Origin of the sequence: Thalassolituus pacificus, assembly GCF_025318105.1 — a bacterium.
Taxonomy (GTDB): domain Bacteria; phylum Pseudomonadota; class Gammaproteobacteria; order Pseudomonadales; family Oceanobacteraceae; genus Venatoribacter; species Venatoribacter pacificus.
In genome coordinates, this window is sequence record NZ_JAOANI010000015.1 from 219,831 (window position 1) to 240,471 (window position 20,641).

19 protein-coding genes are annotated in these 20,641 nt (G+C 54.2%); 11 read left to right on the forward strand and 8 right to left on the reverse strand.

Translation table 11 applies throughout. The features are described 5' to 3' along the window. Position 1: 1 nt before the first annotated feature. From cpdA to NYR02_RS08145, 3 genes are all read right to left on the reverse strand, one after another. Complete coding sequence (gene cpdA, locus NYR02_RS08135; protein ID WP_260975873.1) at positions 2 to 808, reverse strand: 3',5'-cyclic-AMP phosphodiesterase; 807 nt, start codon at positions 806 to 808, stop codon at positions 2 to 4. 89 nt (positions 809 to 897) lie between these two features. Then, complete coding sequence (locus NYR02_RS08140) at positions 898 to 1,368, reverse strand: DUF1249 domain-containing protein (protein WP_260975874.1); 471 nt, start codon at positions 1,366 to 1,368, stop codon at positions 898 to 900. Between the two features lie 149 nt (positions 1,369 to 1,517). After that, positions 1,518 to 2,135, reverse strand: coding sequence for an NUDIX domain-containing protein (locus NYR02_RS08145; RefSeq protein WP_260975875.1), 618 nt, complete (start codon positions 2,133 to 2,135; stop codon positions 1,518 to 1,520). A gap of 177 nt (positions 2,136 to 2,312) precedes the next feature. Between NYR02_RS08145 and NYR02_RS08150 the strand changes: the two genes are divergently transcribed. After that, complete coding sequence (locus NYR02_RS08150) at positions 2,313 to 3,644, forward strand: TolC family outer membrane protein (protein ID WP_260975876.1); 1,332 nt, start codon at positions 2,313 to 2,315, stop codon at positions 3,642 to 3,644. Between the two features lie 70 nt (positions 3,645 to 3,714). Here NYR02_RS08150 and waaA read toward each other — a convergent pair whose 3' ends face one another. Next, positions 3,715 to 4,983 (reverse strand): lipid IV(A) 3-deoxy-D-manno-octulosonic acid transferase, encoded by a 1,269-nt coding sequence (waaA, locus tag NYR02_RS08155; protein WP_260975877.1) that lies wholly within the window; start codon positions 4,981 to 4,983, stop codon positions 3,715 to 3,717. A gap of 191 nt (positions 4,984 to 5,174) precedes the next feature. Here waaA and hldE point away from each other — a divergent pair, with 191 nt between their 5' ends. Genes hldE through lpxL form a run of 3 tightly spaced genes read left to right on the forward strand, consistent with a single transcriptional unit; the run spans position 5,175 to position 8,486 of the window. Next, the gene (gene hldE / locus NYR02_RS08160) at positions 5,175 to 6,605 is read left to right on the forward strand and encodes a bifunctional D-glycero-beta-D-manno-heptose-7-phosphate kinase/D-glycero-beta-D-manno-heptose 1-phosphate adenylyltransferase HldE (RefSeq protein ID WP_260975878.1); all 1,431 of its coding nucleotides are present in this window, start codon (positions 5,175 to 5,177) and stop codon (positions 6,603 to 6,605) included. After that, positions 6,602 to 7,570: an ADP-glyceromanno-heptose 6-epimerase gene (gene rfaD, locus NYR02_RS08165; protein WP_260975879.1), complete on the forward strand. Its 969-nt coding sequence runs from the start codon at positions 6,602 to 6,604 to the stop codon at positions 7,568 to 7,570. Before hldE ends, rfaD begins: the two co-directional genes overlap by 4 nt. Beyond that, positions 7,563 to 8,486, forward strand: coding sequence for an LpxL/LpxP family Kdo(2)-lipid IV(A) lauroyl/palmitoleoyl acyltransferase (lpxL, locus tag NYR02_RS08170; protein ID WP_260975880.1), 924 nt, complete (start codon positions 7,563 to 7,565; stop codon positions 8,484 to 8,486). Before rfaD ends, lpxL begins: the two co-directional genes overlap by 8 nt. Before the next feature lie 90 nt (positions 8,487 to 8,576). On the opposite strand, the gene NYR02_RS08175 is transcribed toward lpxL, so the two are convergent. Then, complete coding sequence (locus tag NYR02_RS08175) at positions 8,577 to 9,491, reverse strand: response regulator (RefSeq protein ID WP_260975881.1); 915 nt, start codon at positions 9,489 to 9,491, stop codon at positions 8,577 to 8,579. A 101-nt stretch (positions 9,492 to 9,592) separates the two neighbouring features. Here NYR02_RS08175 and NYR02_RS08180 point away from each other — a divergent pair, with 101 nt between their 5' ends. Next, positions 9,593 to 10,438 (forward strand): coiled-coil domain-containing protein, encoded by an 846-nt coding sequence (locus NYR02_RS08180; RefSeq protein WP_260975882.1) that lies wholly within the window; start codon positions 9,593 to 9,595, stop codon positions 10,436 to 10,438. Here NYR02_RS08180 and NYR02_RS08185 read toward each other — a convergent pair whose 3' ends face one another. From NYR02_RS08185 to NYR02_RS08195, 3 genes are all read right to left on the reverse strand, one after another. Next, entirely contained in the window at positions 10,439 to 10,933 is a 495-nt protein-coding gene (locus NYR02_RS08185) for a 3'-5' exonuclease (RefSeq protein ID WP_260975883.1), read from the reverse strand. It abuts the gene before it with no gap. Between the two features lie 81 nt (positions 10,934 to 11,014). Continuing rightward, positions 11,015 to 12,787, reverse strand: coding sequence for a type IV pilus assembly ATPase TfpB (gene tfpB / locus NYR02_RS08190; RefSeq protein WP_260975884.1), 1,773 nt, complete (start codon positions 12,785 to 12,787; stop codon positions 11,015 to 11,017). Between the two features lie 41 nt (positions 12,788 to 12,828). Then, entirely contained in the window at positions 12,829 to 14,244 is a 1,416-nt protein-coding gene (locus NYR02_RS08195) for a CYTH domain-containing protein (RefSeq protein ID WP_260975885.1), read from the reverse strand. Positions 14,245 to 14,353: 109 nt separating this feature from the next. On the opposite strand from NYR02_RS08195, the gene argE reads away from it, so the two are divergent. From argE to NYR02_RS08225, 6 genes are all read left to right on the forward strand, one after another. Then, a complete protein-coding gene (gene argE, locus NYR02_RS08200) occupies positions 14,354 to 15,502 on the forward strand; it encodes an acetylornithine deacetylase (RefSeq protein ID WP_260975886.1) in 1,149 nt (382 codons plus the stop codon). A 62-nt stretch (positions 15,503 to 15,564) separates the two neighbouring features. Beyond that, positions 15,565 to 16,869 (forward strand): amino-acid N-acetyltransferase, encoded by a 1,305-nt coding sequence (gene argA / locus NYR02_RS08205; protein ID WP_260975887.1) that lies wholly within the window; start codon positions 15,565 to 15,567, stop codon positions 16,867 to 16,869. 13 nt (positions 16,870 to 16,882) lie between these two features. After that, the gene (locus tag NYR02_RS08210; RefSeq protein ID WP_260975888.1) at positions 16,883 to 17,650 is read left to right on the forward strand and encodes a spermidine synthase; all 768 of its coding nucleotides are present in this window, start codon (positions 16,883 to 16,885) and stop codon (positions 17,648 to 17,650) included. 188 nt (positions 17,651 to 17,838) lie between these two features. Further along, positions 17,839 to 18,714, forward strand: coding sequence for a bile acid:sodium symporter family protein (locus NYR02_RS08215; protein WP_260975889.1), 876 nt, complete (start codon positions 17,839 to 17,841; stop codon positions 18,712 to 18,714). 177 nt (positions 18,715 to 18,891) lie between these two features. Then, complete coding sequence (locus NYR02_RS08220; RefSeq protein WP_260975890.1) at positions 18,892 to 20,121, forward strand: porin; 1,230 nt, start codon at positions 18,892 to 18,894, stop codon at positions 20,119 to 20,121. Positions 20,122 to 20,135: 14 nt separating this feature from the next. Further along, positions 20,136 to 20,567, forward strand: coding sequence for a phosphate ABC transporter substrate-binding protein (locus NYR02_RS08225; protein WP_260975891.1), 432 nt, complete (start codon positions 20,136 to 20,138; stop codon positions 20,565 to 20,567). The last annotated feature ends 74 nt before the right edge of the window (positions 20,568 to 20,641 follow it).

The following is a 20,641-nucleotide window of genomic DNA, read 5'->3' on the forward strand; positions in this document are numbered from 1 at the left end:
ATCAGTAACCCTTTACCGAGTAATCAATCTCAAAGGCGATGCCTTCGACGCGGCTGACGCCGGTTGCAATTGAGCCATCGGCACACAGATCCAGCCAGCGGTAACCGGGAGCAAGAGTATCCACCGAGAACTCTTCGGATTTTGGCGTAAACTGTACACAGGTTGAAGGCGTCGACATATAACGCACACCGTCGATCAGCTGGTCACTTTCCTGATGAACATGTCCCCACAATACACAACGCACATTGTTGTGACGGCGGATAACGGCCAGCACCTCATCGGCATTCTTGACGCCAATGCGGTCAATCCAGCGGCTGCCCATCGGCAGAGGATGATGATGAAAGCTGACCAGGGAATGTAAATCGGGGCGTTCGCTGAGGGCCTGATCCAGCAGATCGAGCTGGTCCTGGGCCAGGCGGCCATGAACGGACCCTTCAACCTGCGAGTTCAGCAGAATCAACTGCCAGTGCTTACTGCGCACGAGTCGATGCAGATGCTCCGTGTCTTCAGCCACTTCATGCATGCTGGCTGGCACATCATGATTGCCTTCAAACCAGAAAACCGGACAACCAAAAGGTTGCAGGGCATTATGCAGATGCTGATAAGCGCGTACGCTGCCATCCTGTGAAAGGTCACCGGTTACCAGAATGCTATCGATATGGGGGCGTTCCTGACGCACGATATCAAGCACACAGTTCATGCTGTGCAGCGTTTTCATACCGAGCAGATGGCCCTCTTCAGGACCATTCAAATGGGTATCGGTAATCTGTACCAGCCGCAGCGTATCTTCCGTATCCAGTGAATACAAACTGCACCCCTGTCCCTAGTTGTTTTTGCCAGTTTCCAACTTTATCGTCAAATGCGCAAATCAACTGAAACGAAGTTCACAATAAACCGTCATCTGACCGGTAATATGCGCTGCGGAAGTTCGATAGGCTGGATGGTTTGGCCGTATTTTAAACAGTGATCGAGCCATTCCGCCAGAAAACGATTGAGCTGTACTTTTTCATCGGGCATGCGCATCGCCGGATTAGGGTAAGAATAACGACCATCAAAGCGCTGCTGATTCTGATAACTGAGCACTTCGGCCATGCTGGCATCATGATACAGACGCACCTGCATCGACATCGGCTGTAACCAGTCCGGGCTCAGACCTTCCTGAATCACCGACACCATGGTGGTATAACGGTGATCTTCATCCACACACAATCGTACCTGCGCACTGTGCAGATCATTGCTGAGCTGAAAGATACGCTCGTCCCCGACTTCGGCACCCGCCAGAAGCTTGAGTAAACGCAGGTAATTGGCTTCGCACAGAGCGGCCATTTCCTGCAGATCGGGAACATAACGCTGACGTTTTTTTAGCAATCACTTTCTCCTTTCGACATCACCGCAGGCCAACAGAGCGGAACGGTGCGCTCGGGTTCTGAACCGTTGTTCAAACTCAGCGCAGCCTAGCGAATCCGCTCTGACGCCGCCAGTATCAGAATAAATGAGGCTAACGCGGCTGGCGGCTATTACTTTTTCTGCAGCAAACGCGAGTGATGAATATGCAGCCATTGCAAAGCCATGATGGTGGCGGCGTTATTAATACGGCCACATTCAACCGCAGCATAGGCGTCGCCGAAGCTCATTTTTGCCAGCCGGATATCTTCATGCTCTTCTGCCAGGCCATGCACGCCCTCAACTCCCGCACTGTCGATCAGGGCGCAATACAACTGCACCCGTTCACTGGTGCCACCAGGAGATACCCAGTAATTGCAGATTGGCAGTAATTCATTAAAGGTACACCCTGCTTCTTCTGCGGTTTCACGCTGCGCCACGTCAGCATAGCTCTCGCCCGGCTCAACCATGCCTGCGACCAGCTCCAGCAGCCACGGCGAGTGCTCATCAGCCAGCGCACCGATGCGGAACTGTTCCGTCAGTACGACACAATCGCGTTGCGGATCAAACAATAAAACACACACTGCTTCACCGCGCTCAAACAGCTCACGTTCAAAATAACCGGTCCAGCCACCGGCAAACGTACGGTGACGCAGGCGGATTGTTTCAATCCGGAAGAACCCTTTAAACGCGACCTCGCGCGCCGCAATTTCAACATCATCCCGACCATATTCCACGCGGTTTTGCGCCATACTTGACCTACCTATATTACTGAATAAGAATATTCCGGGCTTCAGCAGCCCCGACACACCGGGCCGCTGCACGCTGTGTTCTTATTTATGGAACAATCAGCACCATTTTTGCCGGATTTTTTCTGTTAGAATCCGGCAGGACTAAACGAATTCATACTCGCTGCGAAAGGCACCTCTATGAAAAAACTGCTCTCACTGACGATTGCACTGTTAGCTTCCGGCGCTGTAAACGCGGCGGACCTTAGCACCATCTACCAGCAGGCGGCCAGCAACGACGCGGAAATTGCCGCAGCACGTGCGATCCGCGAAGCCAACAGCTACAACGTCACTATCGCCCGCGGTGCTTTGCTGCCCCAGGCCCAGATTTCTTACAGCCAAACCAGCATCAGCTCAGAAGCCGAGTCTATTGACCTGACTAACGGTGGCTATGTAAAAACCGATAAAGATTACGATCTCGGCAGTCTGGAAGTCACCGCTTCCCAGACGCTGTTCAATCTGAACAGCTGGTACACCTATAAAGCCGCCGTCAGTGGTGATGATGCCGCAGGCCTGCAACTGCAACTGGCTGAACAACAGTTGCTGCTGCGTACCGCCCAGGCGTATTTCAACGTACTGCGTGCTCAGGACAACCTGTCCACCGCTCAGGCTGAAGAAAAAGCCGTTAAGCGTTCGCTGGAACAAACCAAGCAGCGTTTCGAAGTGGGCTTGATTGCCATTACCGACGTACACGAAGCGCAGGCCAGCTACGACCTGTCTTATGTCAATCTGCTGGGTCAGGAAGCGGCGCTGGATATCAGCTACGAAGCACTGGAACAACTGACCGGCCAGCGCTTTGAAGAAGTATCGCCATTAAAAGCCGACGTTGCCATGGAAATGCCACAGCCTGCGCAAGCCAGCGACTGGGTACAATCCGGTCTGGAAAAATACGCCGGTGTTCTGATCGCTGAAGCCAGCAAAGACGGTGTGCGTCTGCAGCGTAATGCGGCCCGTTCTAATCATCTGCCAAGCGTCAGTCTGTTCGGCAGCTACACCGATGCCGATCAGGCTCCATTTGTCGGTGATGATCCGACGGACAGCACGGTCACCGCCATCGGCGTGAAAATCTCCATGCCGCTGCTGGCCGGCGGCTCTCTTTACGGTCAGAGCAAACAGTCTGCCCTGAATTTCGCTGCTGCCGATTATCAGCTGGAAACCCAGCGCCGCGATGTAAAACAGAATATCCGCAGCCTGTTCCGTCAGGTGCAGACCGATACGCTGAACATCAAGGCCCGTAAGCAGGCGATTACTTCCGCACAAAGCGCTCTGGAAGCCACCCAGACCGGTTATAAAGTGGGTACCCGTAACATCGTTGAAGTACTGAACGCGCAAAAGAACCTGTTCAGCGCCCAGCGTGATTACGCCAACGCCCGTTACGATTACATCATCAATCTGCTGAGCCTGAAGTTCTACGCCGGCACCCTGAACGAAAGCGATATCCAGACCCTGAACGGCTGGCTGACCAGCGTTTAAGTCTGCGCTTTCCGGATAATAAAAAACCCGCCTCGGCGGGTTTTTTATTGCGTGCTGTTCAGGCTGCAGATCAGAGTTTCAGATACGCGGCACAAAGCTCCGTCAGACGTTTTACCGCCCCACGATTGGCATCGACCGCCGCCTGCCCGGCAGCACCCATGCGCTTACGCAATGCGTCGTCATTCAGATACGTTTGCAATTGCGCCAGCAGTTCATCCGCCTGATCACTGACCACTGCCAGCGCGCCGGCGCTTTGCAGGTTATCGACAATAACGGCGAAGTTCATATGATGCGGGCCAATCAGGGTGGCTTTACCCAACGCCGCCGGTTCAATCGGATTATGGCCGCCATGAGCAATCAGACTACCGCCCACCAGCACCAGATCGGCAGCAGCCAATAACTGCAACATTTCTCCCATGGTGTCAGCAACATACGCCTGTGTCTGGGCTGATGCAGCCCCGGCGCTGCGCCGTTGCACGCGGATACCACGGCTGCGTACCGCATTGGTTACCGCTTCAAAGCGTTCAGGATGACGGGGGATCAACAATAATAACAACGTCGGACAAACGGCCAGCAGACGCGGATAAAGATCCAGCAGCAGTTCATCTTCACCGGCATGGCTGGAAGCCAGCGCCAGCACCGGACGCTCAGCGCCCCACTGCTCGCGCAATACCGCCCCTTGCGCCTGCACCATCGGCGGCACGTCCATATCAAACTTAACGCTGCCGGTGACTTCCAGTCGCCCGGCGGGCAGCCCCAGATCGAGAAAACGCTGGCCATCCGCCGCATTCTGCACCGCCACCATACTCAGGCGCTGCAACATTGGCTGGGTCAGCGCGGAGAATTTTTCGTAACCGCGGGCCGATTTTTCCGACAGCCGGGCATTGGTCAGCATTACCGGAATGTGCCGCTGCTCACAGGCAGCCAGCAGATTGGGCCAAAGCTCGGTCTCCATCACCACCAGCAAGCCAGGCCGCAGGGCATTAAGAAAATTACGCCAGAACCAGGGCAGATCGTAAGGCAGATACATATGGTAAACACCAGCACCAAACAAACGCTGAACCTGGGCAGAACCGGTCGGCGTGGTCGTGGTCACAATCACCGGCACATTGGGATGGCGCGACTGAAACGATTTTACTAAAGGCGCAGCGGCCAGGGTTTCCCCCACGGACACCGCATGAATCCACAGGCCATTCGCCGGTGGCCGGTGGGGCAAAAGGCCGAAACGTTCGCGCAGACGCTGGCGGTAACCCGGATTCAGCCGTCCGCGCCACCACAGGCGCAGCACCAGAACCGGCAGCAAACAAGCGTACAATACAGAATAAAAAAATCGCGCCACAGAACTCCCGCCGTTCACCCGGATCAAAGCGCGGCATCATACCACAGGCTGACTTGCCGGCAGCGAATGGCGCGATATGAAACATGTAAAGCCGCGAGGTTTCTTAAAGCACGGAGTAGCACACCGGCGCCAACCTCTATGTTAAACTTCCGGGCTCATTTTTCTGACAGCCGCAGACGTGTAAAACCACTATGGATGTAACCGTTCCCGATTTTCACCAGGCCCGCGTGCTGGTGTTTGGCGATGTAATGCTCGACCGCTACTGGCAGGGCCCGACATCACGTATCTCGCCGGAAGCACCGGTTCCCGTAGTTAAGATTCAGGATGTTGAAAACCGCGCCGGTGGTGCCGGTAACGTTGCCCTGAATATTGCCACGCTGGGCGCAGACGTTGATCTGCTCGGCATTACCGGTAACGACGAAAACGGCAAAGCGCTGGCCGCCATGCTCGAGCTGGCCAATGTGCGCTGTCACTTCCTGCAGCATCCGCATCATCCGACCATTACCAAACTGCGCATCATGAGCCGCCATCAGCAGCTCATTCGCCTCGACTTTGAAGAAGCCTTTGATGCCACCGACCTGAACAGCCTGTACAGCGATTTCGATCAGCGTCTGGCCGCCGCCAACGTCGTCATTCTGTCAGACTACGGCAAAGGCGCGCTGAGCAATCCGCAGACGTTAATCCGCGCCGCCAGACACGCCGCAGTGCCAGTGCTGGTCGACCCGAAAGGCACCGATTTCGAACGTTACCGTGGCGCGACCCTGATCACGCCGAACCTGAGCGAATTTGAAGCCGTGGTTGGCCCTGCCGACGACGACGACACCCTGGTTACCAAGGCACGGAAACTGATCAGTGATTACGACCTGCAGGCCATTCTGGTTACCCGCAGCGAAAAAGGCATGACGCTGGTACAGCGTGAGCAGGAACCCTTTCATTTACCGGCACGCGCACGCGAAGTATTTGACGTAACCGGTGCCGGCGATACGGTTATTTCAGTACTGGCCACCGCACTGGCGGCGGGTCAGTCACTCGAAAACGCTACCGTGCTGGCCAACACCGCCGCCGGTATCGTGGTCGGCAAACTGGGGACCGCGACGGTATCGACCGAAGAATTACGCCGTGACCTGCGCAGCGAAAACCGCCTGGGTGCCGGTATTTTTGATGAAGACAGCCTGCAACTGCTGGTTGAAGAAGCCCGCTCCCGTGGCGAGACGCTGGTCATGACCAACGGTTGTTTCGATATCATTCACCCCGGCCACGTGCAGTATTTAAAAGAAGCCAAAGCGCTGGGTGACCGTTTACTGGTCGCGGTAAATGCCGATGAATCCGTCAGCCGTCTAAAAGGCCCCAGCCGGCCGATTAATCCGCTCGATCACCGCATGGCGGTATTGGCCGGACTGGAAAGTGTCGATTGGGTTGTGCCCTTCGCCGAAGACACCCCGGAGCGTTTAATCTGCCGCATTCTGCCGGATATTCTGGTGAAAGGCGGTGACTACACCATCGAGCAGATTGCCGGTGGCCAGTGTGTACAGAACAACGGTGGCGATGTGATTATTCTGAGCTTTAAAGATAACTGCTCAACATCCGCTATTGTGAAAAAAATTCAGGAGACCGAAGCATGATTATCGTAACCGGCGGTGCCGGCTTTATTGGCAGTAACATTGTTAAAACCCTGAACGAACAGGGCCGTAAAGATATTATCGTGGTTGATGACTTAAGCGATGGTAAGCAGTTTTACAACATCAGCGACTGCGATATCGCCGACTATCTGGATAAAGACGATTTTCTGCAGCGCGTTAAAAATGACGACGGCATTCTTGATAACGTTGAAGTGATTTTCCACGAAGGCGCCTGCTCTTCCACCACCGAGTGGGACGGCAAATTTATGATGGAAAATAACTACGAATATTCCAAAGTATTACTGCACGCCTGCCAGGCCAAAGGCATCGCCTTTTTATACGCGTCCAGCGCCTCGGTTTACGGTGGCAGCGATGTGTTTAAAGAAGAGCGCAGCCACGAAAAACCGCTGAATGTTTATGGCTACAGCAAATGGCAGTTCGACCAGTATGTACGCTCCATTCAGCATACACTGACCAGTCAGGTCGTCGGCTTTCGTTATTTCAATGTGTACGGCCCGCGCGAACAGCACAAAGGCTCGATGTCATCCGTTGCGTTCCACTTTAACAACCAACTGAAAGACAACGGCATCTGCAAGTTATTCGGTGGCAGTGGCGGTTACGGCGATGGTGAACAACGCCGTGATTTTGTCTTTGTCGCAGACGTCGTCAAAGTGAATCTTTGGTTCTGGAAAAACCCGGATAAGAGCGGAATTTTCAACCTGGGTACCGGCCAGTGCCAGAGCTTTAACGATGTGGCCGATGCCGTGATCAAATGGCATGGCGAACGCCCGGAGCCACAGAAAATTCATGGTAAAAAAGAATACATGCCGTTCCCGGATCATTTGAAAGGTGCGTATCAAAGCTTCACCGAAGCCGATATCAGCGCATTACGTGCTGCCGGTTACAGCGATGCCTTCGCCACTGTAGAACAAGGTGTATTCAGCTACATGGATTGGTTAAATGGCTGATACGCATTTCCCTAAAACACTGTTAAAACCACAACACTGGCCAATCTGGCTGACGGTTGGGCTGATGGTTTTCATCACCCGTCTGCCATTGTCGGTGCAGCTGCGCATCGGTAAAACCATCGGTTTACTGCTGCATAAAGTGGCCAAGAGTCGGCGACATATTGTTGAGGTGAATATCCGTCTGTGTTTCCCGGAGAAAACAGCGGCAGAACAACACGCACTGGTGCGACAGGTGTTTATCGACAACGGTATCGGTGTGATGGAAACCATGATCGCCTGGTTCCGCAAGCCCGATTACCTGCTCGATAAAACCACCTTTATTGGCCTGGAAAAAATCGCCGCTGCACAGGACGAAGGCCGCGGTATTATGCTGCTCGGTGCGCACTATTCCATGCTGGATCTGGCGGGTACGCTGCTCAGCAATAAGCTGACGTTTAACGTCAGCTATCGTCCGCAGAATAATGCGGTGATGAATTACCTGATGGAACAAAACCGCGCCCGTCTTTATAACCACTGTTTTACCCGTAAAGATATCCGTGGTTTTATCCGCACACTGAAAAAAGGCGAGATTCTCTGGTACGCACAAGACCAGGATTTCGGGCGCAAAAACAGCGTATTTGTCGACTTCTTCGGAATACCGGCGGCAACCATCACAGCCACATCACGTATTGCCAAGGCCGGTAATGCACTGGTGATGCCGATTACTTATTTCCGAAATGACGATAACCGCGGTTACACCATGACGATTCATGATGCTTTGCCGATTCCGGGTGAAGATGACAGCGCCGACGCGCGTGTCGCTAACGCATTTCTGGAAGAACAATTGCGTCAGCATCCAAGCCAATATTTATGGCTGCATAAGCGTTTTAAAACGCGCCCGGATGCACAGGAGAAAAAAGGATTGCTGTATAAGTAATCTGCCCCCGGCAACCAGCACATAATGTCATTCATATTGGCTGGTTGCCGGTAGCCGGAGTCAAAAATGGTCTGGCGCTGATGCGGAGGTTTATTCCAACACTTCCATCAGAATAAGATGCCCCTCCCCATACATGGGGGAGGTGACGGTAATATCCATGCGTTTATCGCTGACGCTGGAGCCCAGTTTTTCCAGCCGGTCGAAAGGCTTGGGAATCAGGTGCACACTTTTCAGATCCAGATCCTGCTGATTAGACGGATCGTAGAACAGCGCCCCCACCAGTTTCATCATACGCTTGATGTTATCGAGCAGTTTTTTCCCCATTGCCTTGTTCTGCAGACACTCGTTATACATTTCGGGAAACTCGCCGGTTGCGGCACAGGAAAGCACAGCTGCAGCGCGAATATCCATAATGCATACCGCTTTAATGGTTGCCTTCTCATGATCAGAGAAAAGCGCCACGACATACGGCAAATAGCGATAATCAACCTGGCGCCGATCCGCCGGAAGCAGCTGCACATCGGCTAACGTAACGCCATCGATCACTTTGTTCATGGCACCTAACGAAGGCAAGCGCAATTCGTAGGTGGTGGTATCCGGCTCACTGGCGCTGTTTGCCAGTAAGGCTTCACCTTCCACCGCCCCCTGAATGATCGGCAGCAGTACTTCGCTGAACTCTTCCTGCTCAAACGGCTTATGCAGCACGAACAATGCCCCGGCATTACGCGCTTCCTGGATACGTTCGGGGCTTGTTTCTGTTGTCACCAGACCAATCTTGATACCCAGCATCTGGCGCTGGCATTCACGGATCAAATCCAGACCGCTCATTTCCGGCATATGCCAGTCGGTAATGACCACTTCCGGCTCCCAGGTGCGGATGATCTCAATCGCTTCGCGTCCATTACCTGCCAGCCTGAACTCCAGATCACCATAGCCCGCCCGTTGCAGCGAGCGGCGGACAATGGCCTGCATCGCCGGACTGTCATCAACAATCAGAAATTTCATTCACTCCCCCCTATGCTCTCAGCTCAGTATAGAACGGGTCACAAAGCTTGCCGTAAATGCATCTATAATAAGAATTGCCCGTATTTACCCGGTATAACCCCATGTCCATCAGCCTGATCGTTATTGCTCAACTCAGTATTCTGCTTGTGGCAGCGGTTGCGATGCTGATCCTGCAGTGGAAAAGCCGCCGCCGGGAAATTACCGATCTTCTTGAACAAAATAAAACGCTGATGCTGTTAGTAGAAGACCAGCAATCCCATAACGAACTCCACAGCAATCAGGAACAGTCACTGGTCCGGCAACTGACAGAAGCCGAACAGGATCTTAACCAACAGATCGTGGCACAGGAAAATCCGGCAGCGAAAGAACTCGAACATCTGCAGGAGCATTTTCAGACCGAGAAAGAGCGCCTGGTGGCCTACCTGAAAGAAGGTGAGCTGGATCGCACTCAGTTGCAGCAGATGGTGGAGTCATTAACGCGGAAGCTGGAGCGCGCCGGTGAAATCATCACCCAGCATCAGCTCACACAACGCCAGCAGAAAGAATTGAGCAAAACGCTGAAGAATAAGTTAAGCAGTCTGTCAGCAGACTTAATCAAACTCAAAAGTCTCGGCGTCACACGCGACCGGCTGGAAAGGGACAAAACCCGTCTGAAAGAACGACTGGAACAACTCGATAAAAAATATCAGGAAGAACGCCTGCTCACGCAAAACCTTCAGCAGGAGCTCAAAACCAGCTTCCGGGCCAGTGAAGTGGCGGCAATGCGTGATGAACTGAAAAATACGGAAGAACTGCTGCAGCGCACGCTGGCTGAGAAGGAATTTATCGAGCGCCATTTTCTGGAAATTGCAGAAGAAGGGCCGGAGCATCTGCAGCAGGAGCTGGAGCGCAAAAAACGCGAAATTGCTTTACTGGAAATCGCGGTACTGGAAATGGACAGCGAGTAGTTAAACCGGGCAAGCCACCCGTAAGAAGGTTTCCTGCAGCACCTGCACATCGTTAGCGGCGCGGTGACGTTCGATATTCATATCATGCCAGAGGGATTTTTTGGTGTCGTGCCAGGCTTCCATCTGTTCCGGCGTCAGCAGCTTATTAATGGTTTCAATGCGGAAACGCTGCACCAGTTCAGCTTCGTCAAACAGTCGCCCCATCCACGAGCTGTCAAAACTCCAGGCATCGGAATACAGCGTTTTGCCGCGCAAAATATCGTTCATTTTCAGCGCTACTTCGCGCGGGGTCATGCCTTCTCTGTGCAGCTGATCACGTGAAATACCATGAATATGTTCAGCTTCAACACTCCAGTGCAGCCAGTTAGGGGCGGGCTTGATCAGAAAGCTGTGCACCATACGGTCTTCCAGCGCAAAGCCCACCTCAATCGGATAGCTGCCCCGTCCAAAACCGGAGGCCTCAAGGTCGATGATCGGTGGTACGCTGATATCCACGTAGGTATTTCCTTACTGTTCTTATTTAATTGTTCATTCTAGTCGTTGATACGCCGGGTCTCTATGCACCAGCTAACACTTTTACGACTGCATCTTCGACAAAGGCGCCACACGCATCACTTCTGCCACCGTGGTCATCCCCGCCGCCACTTTATGTGCACCACTTAAGCGCAGACTGTGCATACCTTCCTTCATGGCGGCCTGACGCAGTTTGATGTGATCCATCTGGTCGTTGATCATCACTTCCAGGTTTTCACTCATCGGCATCACTTCATAAATGCCCATCCGTCCCATATAACCGGTGCCACGACATTCAAGGCAGCCTTTAGCGGAGAAGACAAATTCCGGTGTTTTCACCAGCCAGGGAGCGGTCAGTTGTTTCCAGGCACGCTCGTCGACTTTTTCTTTCACTTTGCAGTGCGGACACAAGGTCCGCACCAGACGCTGAGCCATGACGCCCAGCACACTGGAGCGGATTAAATAAGCCGGTAAGCCCAGTTCCATCAAACGGGTAAAGGCCGAGGGGGCATCGTTGGTGTGCAGGGTGGACAGTACCAAATGGCCGGTTAATGCCGCCTGAACCGCAATTTCGGCGGTTTCCAGATCGCGCACCTCACCCACCATGATGATGTCAGGGTCCTGACGCAACAAAGCGCGCACGCCGCTGGCAAAGGTCAGATCAATACCAGGATGCACCTGCATCTGGTTAAACGAACCTTCTACCATTTCGATCGGATCTTCAATGGTCGACACGTTCACTTCCGGCGTGGCCAGTTGTTTCAGTGTGGAATACAGCGTGGTGGTTTTACCGGAACCGGTCGGGCCGGTAACAAAAATAATGCCGTGGTTGTTGCGCGTCATTTCCGCCCAGCGGCGGTTATCTTCTTTACTGAAACCCAGCTCTGAGAAACTGCGCACCAGCACCTGTGGATCGAAGACCCTCATCACCAGCTTTTCGCCAAAGGCGGTCGGCAACGTGGACAAACGCAATTCCACTTCCTGGCCAGACGGGGTTTTGGTTTTTAACCGGCTGTCCTGGGGTTTGCGCTTTTCCGCAATGTTCATCCGCCCCAGTGATTTAATCCGCGCGACCACCGCCATCGCCACCTGCGCCGGCAACTCGTAGACATTATGCAGCACGCCGTCGATGCGGAACCGCACATGACCCACTTCGCGTCGTGGTTCCAGGTGAATATCACTGGCCCGCTGATCGAAAGCATATTGCAGCAGCCAATCAACGATATTGACGATGTGCTCGTCATTGGCGTCCGGTGCGCGGGCTTTGCCCAGCTCCAGCATGGATTCCAGATTCTGCACCGCGCTGACGCCTTTATGGCTCTGGCGGGCACGGTTGACCGAGTTGGCGAGCTGATAAAACTCAACACGGTAACGTTCGATATCACTGGGCGCGGCCAGCACACGTTTCACCTGACGGCGGGTAACGTGCTCAACGTCGCCCATCCAGCTTTCAACTTCCGGTTCGGCACAGGCGACCACTACCGTATCGGTGCTGACCTTGACGGCCAGAATACGGTGGCGCTCAGCAAAGGCATAAGACATCACATCGGTGACCGCTGACACATCCACTTCCAGCGGATCGATCTGCACCGCTTCCATGTTATGCCGTGCGGCCAGCCAATCGATCAGGGCATGTTCGTTCAAAAGCCGGCCTTTATGCCGGGCATCGGCGTACCCTTGCTTGGCCAGCAGGGTCAGAACATGCAGGTTTTTCTCTTCCACCTTGCGGCGGATACTCAAGGCCAGCTGATGATCGTCATCGTTGAGCAGCAGGTCGCGGCGCAGATCTTCAATCAGTGATGGTAATGAGAGTTGGCGTTCCGCCTGAGCCTGCATGTGTCATTCCCTAATCAGTGTATTTGCTCTGCGTACCCGCGTCAGAGTTGTCTGGCCAGATGCTGCAGGTGCTCTTCTGCCCAGCCGCTGTAATCATCGGCGCCGCGCTGTTCGCCCTCATCCGCCGTGTGCAGTGGCGGTAAAGACCAAGGCCTTTGTAACAAAGTTTCTGCGTTAAGCATATCAGACAGCGCGCGCCATACCGGTTCGCCGACCGGATTCCCCTGCGCGGCTTCCGGCAGCGTACGCGCATAGTCACAAGCCTGACACAGCAGCGACAGCTCATGGCTCATGCCACGCCATTGCTCAGTGGACTGCGGACGCTGGCGTTTAAGCTGCTCCAGCAATGGCAGATGCTGACGCAGTAAATGACGCAGCCAATGCCCGGCCTGCTCGCTGCCACTTTTTAACGGCGGCAGCACATACATCGCCGCCGCAGCCTGTGTCAGCGCTTTTGCCAGCACGGCGTCATCGCGCAGCTGTTGCAGGCGCTCCATCCAGACCGCCTGCAGCGTGTTTAGTTCTTCGTGTACGTCACTTTCTTCATCGGCACTGCGCAAATAGCTCAGCAACTGGGCCGTCGCGGCCAATTGTTGCAATGGCTGCTGCAGCTGGTCCAGAGCGTCACGCAGAACGCGGGTCTGGTTACGGCGGATCACTTTACCGGCCAGTTGCGGCAGAGCACGCAGTGCCTGCCAGTGTGTCCAGGCATCCAGTGCGCCATGAATATTGCTGTCCCACAGGCAGTGTTCCAGCGCGCGTTGCAGGTGTAAAAATTCGTAGCCCAGCCACTGCGGCAGCGCTATGGCCATATCATCACTGGCCGCCACGCCCGGCGTCTGCGCCCAGGGCTGACTGAGCCGCGCCAGACGATAACCGCGTTCGGCCTTGCTGATATCGCTCAGCCACAGCGGTGCATGTTCTGCCAAGCGCAGCGCCATGACCCACAAACCGGCGGCATCGCCCTGTTTTAATTCCAGTTCAACTTCGCACAACGGCAGCGTTTTATGACCCGTGCAGACCTCGCCCTGATCCAGTACCACTTCGGCTTCACAGCCATCCAGCTGCCACAACCAGGCCTGGCGTTCAAAATGGGTGGTGAATATTTCACCCAGCTCGGCAGTATTGATATTGGCCGGCCAGTGGTCCGCAACGTCAGCATGTTGCAGAACGTCGGTATTGAGTTGCGGTGCGGTTAATGACCAGTTCCATTCGCCGCGCTGATGTATCCCGGCCGTGCTTTGGCCGCGGGTTTTAAGCGTCTGTTCATAGCCATCACCGTGCTGGCGGATACGCAGTGCTGCACGGGCCGACGATAACGCCGCTGCGGGCGTATCGAGGTACCAGTTTTTCAGCGTAGAATGGCTCTGAGGCCGGGCCTGAGTGTTCAGGAATTGAGTCAGCGCAGGCAAAAATTGCGGGCTGATGCGGAGCTTGAGTTCGGTTTCTTTAGTCATGGCGCTATTGTCGTGAGGCGCCTGTCTATTAGCAAGCTCAGTGATGTTTTAAACACGGTTATTAACAGCGCTGATATTTATAACCACCGTTTTTCACAAAAGGCCCGTTATGGATCTGATCAGCCGTCTGCAAACCCTGATTGCCCACAACAGCATCAGCTCGGTACTGCCGGAGTACGATAAAAGTAATCTGCCGGTGATCAACACCCTGGCTGAATGGTTCAGCGCACTGGGCTTTAGCTGCGAAATTCTGCCGCTGGAAGGCTTCCCCGGCAAAGCCAACCTGATTGCCACACTGGGGCGCGGCGATGGCGGCCTGGTACTCAGCGGTCATACCGATACCGTGCCCTGCAATCCGGAGCGCTGGCAGTCTGACCCTTTTACGTTAACCGAGCGTAACGGCCGTTTTTATGGCCTGGGCACCTGCGATATGAAAGGCTTTTTCGCCCTGATTCTGGAAGCGTTACAGCATTATCAGGCCAGCGAGTTCAAACAGCCGCTGATTATTCTCGCCACCGCCGATGAAGAAAGCTCTATGTGCGGTGCGCGCGCGCTGGCGCAGCAGGGCAAACCCAAAGCGCGCTATGCCGTGGTTGGTGAACCCACCAGCTTAAAACCCATCCGCATGCACAAAGGCATTATGATGGAGAGCGTGCGCTTAACCGGTAAGGCCGGGCATTCGTCCAACCCCGAGCTGGGCATCAATGCCCTCGATGCCATGGTGCCGGTGATGAATGAATTAATGAATCTGCGCCGTGATCTCGCCGACCGTTATCAGAATGCGCATTTTGCCGTGCAGGTGCCGACACTCAACCTTGGCTGCATTCACGGTGGTGATAATCCCAACCGCATTTGCGGCAGCTGCGAACTGGCGTTCGATTTACGCACCCTGCCGGGTATGAGCAACGATGATCTGCGCGATGAAATCCGCCAGCGGTTAAACCCCATTGCCGAGCAAAATCGTGTCGAGTTTTCCTTCGAGCCGTTATTTCCCGGCGTTAATTCCTTTGAGACCGAAGCCACCAGCCCGCTGGTACAGGCCGCGGAACGTTTAACCGGCCATATCAGTGCGGCGGTCAACTACGCCACCGAAGCACCGTTTTTACAGGATTTGGGCATCGATACCATTGTGCTCGGGCCGGGGAATATTGATCAGGCGCATCAGGTCGATGAGTATCTGGCGCAGGATCAGATCGAACCCTGCGTTACACTGCTGCGCGGCCTGATTGAGCACTTCTGCCTGCGTACTTCTGTCTGAGCGCTGCTCATGCTTAAATCAACGCCAACATTAAAAACCTGTTTCAGGAGTGAAAAAACCGAGTGAATCCAGATACCACCGCTTACGTGCAATGGTTCCGTCAATCATCGCCGTACATTAATGCGCACCGCGGTAAAACCTTCGTCATCATGTTCGAAGGCGATGCGATTGCGCACGATAATTTCAATCATGTGGTGCAGGACATTGCCCTGCTGACCAGTCTCGGCGTGCGCCTGGTGCTGGTACACGGCGCACGACCACAAATTGATGCGGTTTTAAGCAAGCTGGATATCCAAAGCCGTTTTCACAACGATTTACGCATTACCGACAGCGAAGCCTTAAATGCGGTAAAAGCAGCGGTCGGCATGGTGAAAGCCGATGTTGAATCGCGCCTGTCGGTTGGCCTGCCCAACTCACCCATGCATGGCGCACGCATCCGCGTCGTGAGTGGTAATTTTGTTACCGCCAAACCGCTCGGTGTCATTGACGGTGTCGATTATCAGCACACCGGTGAAGTGCGGCGTATTGAACATCAGGCCATCAGCGAATTGCTGGCACAGCGCAACGTGGTGCTGCTGTCATCGGCCGGTTATTCACCATCCGGCGATATGTTTAACCTCACCGTTGAAGATGTTGCACAACACACCGCGGTGGCATTGCGCGCCGATAAATTAATTATTATGGGTGAGCAATCCGGCCTGCTGGATGACGACGGCGAACTGATTAAAGAATTAACCTGCATGGATCTCGAACCCCACCTGCATGGCTGGAAAGGGGAAGTACGCTGCCATGCCGAAGCCGCGATAAGAAGCGTTCGTCAGGGAGTACCACGGGTGCACCTGCTGAGTTATGCCGACGACGGCGCACTGCTGCAGGAACTGTTTTCGCGCGAAGGCCGCGGCACCATGGTCACGCAATACGCTTACGACCAGCTGCGCAATGCCAGAAGCGACGATGTCGTCGGTATTCTCGAATTACTGCGGCCGCTGGAAGAGCAGGGTATTCTGGTGCGTCGCTCGCGGGAATTACTGGAAAACGAAATCCAGCGTTTTTATGTCATTGAGCGCGACGGCATGATTACCGCCTGCGCCGCACTGTATCCGTATTCTGACGACAAAGCCGAACTCGCCTGCGTTGCGGTGCATGCCGATTATCGCGGTACCAATCGCGGTCAGCGTCTGCTGGAACAAATCGAGCAGGAAGCACAACGGCGTAATTACAAACAATTGTTTGTGTTAACCACCCGTACCGCACACTGGTTTATTGAAAACGGTTTTGTCGCCGGTGCGGTTGCCGAATTACCGCAGGAGCGGCAAAAACTGTACAACTTCCAGCGTAATTCCAAGGTGTTTTTCAAATCGTTGTGAGTACTGAGTTTCTGTGATTTCACTTTCTCATCTGGGGCGCGAAATTCATCGTCGTTATGATGAATTCGGCCCCATTCTGGTGTTTGACGATGGCAATAAACGCTATTTAAGTTTTGGCACCGCCGATGAACAAAGCTGCCAGCTGAAAAGCGCACCACTGCAACTGCAACACGAATACGCCCGCGCGATGGTGGCGGTGCTGGTGCAATTCGATGCGCTGACACCGCCCGCCAATATCACGCTGCTGGGTACCGGCGGCGGTACCCTGGCCAGTACTTTGTTTCACTGGTTACCGGCGGCGACGATTCAGACCGTCGATATCCGCCAGGCGGTATTTCAGGTAGCGCAGCAATATTTTTCCCTGCCCCGCGATAAGCGCCTGAGCACCCATGTCAGCGATGCCGCCGATTTTTTACGGCAGACAGAAACCGGGCAATGCGATTTATTAATCTGCGATCTGTATCTGGCCGATGGTCTTGATCCTTTGGTATTGCAGAGCGATTTTCTCGATTTATGCCAACGCCATTTATCGGCCCACGGTTGGTTAGTGCTGAATTTATGGAAAGAACACCGCGAACAGACCGACTGTCTGGAGCAGTTAAAACAGCGTTTCCCGCAACTGCTGCAAAGCACCACCACCGATGGCAACTGGATACTCTGGGCCAGTAAATACGCAGAAATTGCCGATAAAAAAACCGCCCGTGATCGCTGCGTACAACGCGCACCATTGGCCGGTTTTAATCTGTGGAGCGTAGTGAAAGGCTTTTATCGTCACCGCTGATACCCCATTCGTAAGACGGAGGCATCAGGGCACGCCTCACAAAGACTTACAAACTTCCCTGCTTAGTGACACGAACAGCCGTTGCCGCCACTGCAGCCATAGGGTAGCGTGCTGATTACAAGATCAGTACGGAGCAGACCTCTGACTGCCCACGTCCGATCACCAGAATAACAACAAGAGTACTCCGTATGTTGCAGTCGCTTATTCAGATCGGTCTGCCGATCGCCCTGATTTTAATTATGGTGGGCGTTGGCCTGGGCCTGACCCCGGAAGATTTCCGCCGTGTATTCCGCCAGCCAAGAGGTTTCCTGATCGGCGCCTTCTGCCAGATGTTGCTGCTGCCGTTAATCGCCATGGCCATTATTGCCGTCACCGGTCTGCATGGTGAGCTGGCAATTGGTTTGTTTATTCTGGCTTTGTGCCCCGGCGGTACTACCTCGAATCTGTACAGTTACCTTGCCCGTGCCGATGTCGGCCTGTCCGTATCACTGACGGCGGTGATTGGTTTTATTACGCCGTTCACCATTCCCTTGCTCGGCGTCTGGGCCATTAATCATTACAGCGATGCCGGCTCACACTTTGAACTGCCCATCGTCAGCACCTGGATCAAACTGATGATTATTACCGTGATTCCTGTTGTTATCGGCATGGCCATCCGCGCAAAATGGCAGCACTTTGCCCGCCGCATGGAGCCATTAATTACCCGCTTCTCGGTACTTGTGCTGGTCGCGGTGATCGTCTCCATCTGCATCAATCTGGGCGATAAGCTGATTGGCTTCACCCTCCAAGCCGGACCGGCAGCGCTGTTGCTGAACCTCAGCACCATGAGTCTGGGCTATCTGGCCGGACGCTGGTTCCTGCACAGCGAAGCACAGGCACGGGCCATCAGTCTGGAAGTCGGACTGCAGAACGGTACGCTGGCACTGCTGATCACCACCAGCATTCTGCAAAGCGCCGAGATGTCTATTGCCCCCAGCGTTTACAGCCTGATTATGTTCGTCAGTGCCAGTCTGTTTACTGTTGCCGTGCTGCGTCGCGACCGTCGTCAGACCGCCGTGGCCTGATCAACACAGTCCTTTAAGGACACAGGGCCGGGCAAAAAGCGCCCCGCCCTGTAGCAAACGGGAAGATGGCGTGAATTGATTCATTTTTGTGACTCATCTCTCGGTAAATTGTCTTAGCAAAACACCAACTAACGTACCATTTACGCTAGAATCCGCGGCTCATTGACGGAGGACTCTATGCGAACCCGAACTTTATCCACCCCCAAGAGCCTGTTGCTGCCTTGTGCATTACTGCTCGGCGCTGCTGGCCCGGCTCAGGCCGATAACGGCCTTAACGTTTACGGCTTTCTGAATGCCGGTGCTTACTACCTTGATGAAAACGATATCAGCATTGAGTCGTATGAATCAGGCAGCCCGCAATTCTTTAACCGCGACACCATGATGGGCCTGCAGATCAGTAAAGAGATCAGCGAGCGCACCAGTGCCACCATCCAGCTGACCGCCAAGGGTGAAGAAGACTTTGCCGTGCGCACCTCGCTGGCCTTTATCAGCCACGCGCTGAACGACAGCACCGATATCCGTTTCGGTCGTCTGCGTATTCCATTCTTTTATTATTCAGAGTTCCTCGATGTGGGCTACGCCTACAACTGGATTCGCCCTACCGGTGATGCTTACGGTATTCCGTTCTCCGATTACAACGGTGCCGACATCATCAAACGCTTCAGCTTCGACAGCTTCGATGGCCAGATTCAGCTGAACTACGGTCGTCGTGACAAAGAAATCGTGTTGTTTAACGAAGCCTATGAGTCCGAGCTGAACAACTTCGCCGGCGCGACCCTGAACCTGTATATGGGTGATTTCGGTCTGCGTGTTGGTATGCAGCAAACACAGATGACACTGGATTCTGCCGCAGACGCGCAGACTCTGATCGATGTTAACGGCGGTAAAGATGCCCAACTGGCACTGTACGATCTGACCGTCAGCGGCGCCCGCCGTATCGATATCGCCCAGACCTACGCCACCCTGCTGACATCCGGCATGAGCCAAAAGACCCAGGACACCTTCAGCTTCGACGACAAAAAAGCCCGTTACTACAACCTGGCAACCACCTGGGATAACGGTGACTGGAGCTTTATCGCCGAGACTGCCGTCATCAACTTCGACTCCGGCCTGTATGTGGATAACTTTGCCTGGCTGGCGTCGCTGGCCAAGCGTTTCGATGCGCTGACGATTCATACCACTTACTCCACCTCGCGTGACCGTCTCGACGGCGGCGAAGTTGGCAAAGTGCAGGAACTGATGATGCTGCGTGGTGAAGACGAAAGTGTCACCCTCGGCATGCGCTACGACCTGGATGAAGCGACCGCCTTCAAACTGGAAGCGACCCATCATATGGAGGAAACCAACCAGGGCCTGCCAGGCGCCTCGGGAACTCTCTACCGCGCCGCATTACAGCTGGTATTCTGAGGAGCTATACACGCATGAAACTTATCCAAGCCCTGGGAATGACCGCACTGCTGAGCCTGAGCGCTGCCAGCTGGGCTGACATCGCGGTGATCGTCAATCTGAAGAATAACAACACCTACACCGGCATTGATGTTGACCTGATCGAACGCATTTATCTGGGTAAAGCCAACCAGTTCCCCGATGGAACCTCGGCTGTCCCCTACGATCTGGCCAAAGGCGACAGCGTTCGCGACAAATTCGGACGTAAAATTCTGAACAAAAACCCGTCGCAGCTGCATGCCTACTGGTCACGTTTAATCTTCTCCGGTAAGAAGCAACCGCCGCGTGAAGTCAGTAATGCCGAGGCCATGAAGGCCGCCGTCGCCGCCGACCTGAACGCCATTGGTTATATCAACGCTTATGCAGTTGATGCCAGTGTCGCGGTGCTCTACACCATTAAAGACTGAAAAGACTGACTCTGGCCCCGGACGTAAGCGTCCGGGGCTTTTTTGTAAGAGCAACTCGTCTTATTCTTGCCCGC

Coding starts and splice junctions, on each gene's coding strand:
- NYR02_RS08145 (WP_260975875.1), bottom strand. CDS start 2,135: ATGGCGCAAAACCGCGTGGAATATGGTCGGGATGATGTTGAAATTGCG.
- NYR02_RS08150 (WP_260975876.1), top strand. CDS start 2,313: ATGAAAAAACTGCTCTCACTGACGATTGCACTGTTAGCTTCCGGCGCT.
- hldE (WP_260975878.1), top strand. CDS start 5,175: ATGGATGTAACCGTTCCCGATTTTCACCAGGCCCGCGTGCTGGTGTTT.
- rfaD (WP_260975879.1), top strand. CDS start 6,602: ATGATTATCGTAACCGGCGGTGCCGGCTTTATTGGCAGTAACATTGTT.
- lpxL (WP_260975880.1), top strand. CDS start 7,563: ATGGCTGATACGCATTTCCCTAAAACACTGTTAAAACCACAACACTGG.
- NYR02_RS08175 (WP_260975881.1), bottom strand. CDS start 9,491: ATGAAATTTCTGATTGTTGATGACAGTCCGGCGATGCAGGCCATTGTC.
- NYR02_RS08180 (WP_260975882.1), top strand. CDS start 9,593: ATGTCCATCAGCCTGATCGTTATTGCTCAACTCAGTATTCTGCTTGTG.
- tfpB (WP_260975884.1), bottom strand. CDS start 12,787: ATGCAGGCTCAGGCGGAACGCCAACTCTCATTACCATCACTGATTGAA.
- NYR02_RS08195 (WP_260975885.1), bottom strand. CDS start 14,244: ATGACTAAAGAAACCGAACTCAAGCTCCGCATCAGCCCGCAATTTTTG.
- argE (WP_260975886.1), top strand. CDS start 14,354: ATGGATCTGATCAGCCGTCTGCAAACCCTGATTGCCCACAACAGCATC.
- NYR02_RS08215 (WP_260975889.1), top strand. CDS start 17,839: ATGTTGCAGTCGCTTATTCAGATCGGTCTGCCGATCGCCCTGATTTTA.
- NYR02_RS08220 (WP_260975890.1), top strand. CDS start 18,892: ATGCGAACCCGAACTTTATCCACCCCCAAGAGCCTGTTGCTGCCTTGT.
- NYR02_RS08225 (WP_260975891.1), top strand. CDS start 20,136: ATGAAACTTATCCAAGCCCTGGGAATGACCGCACTGCTGAGCCTGAGC.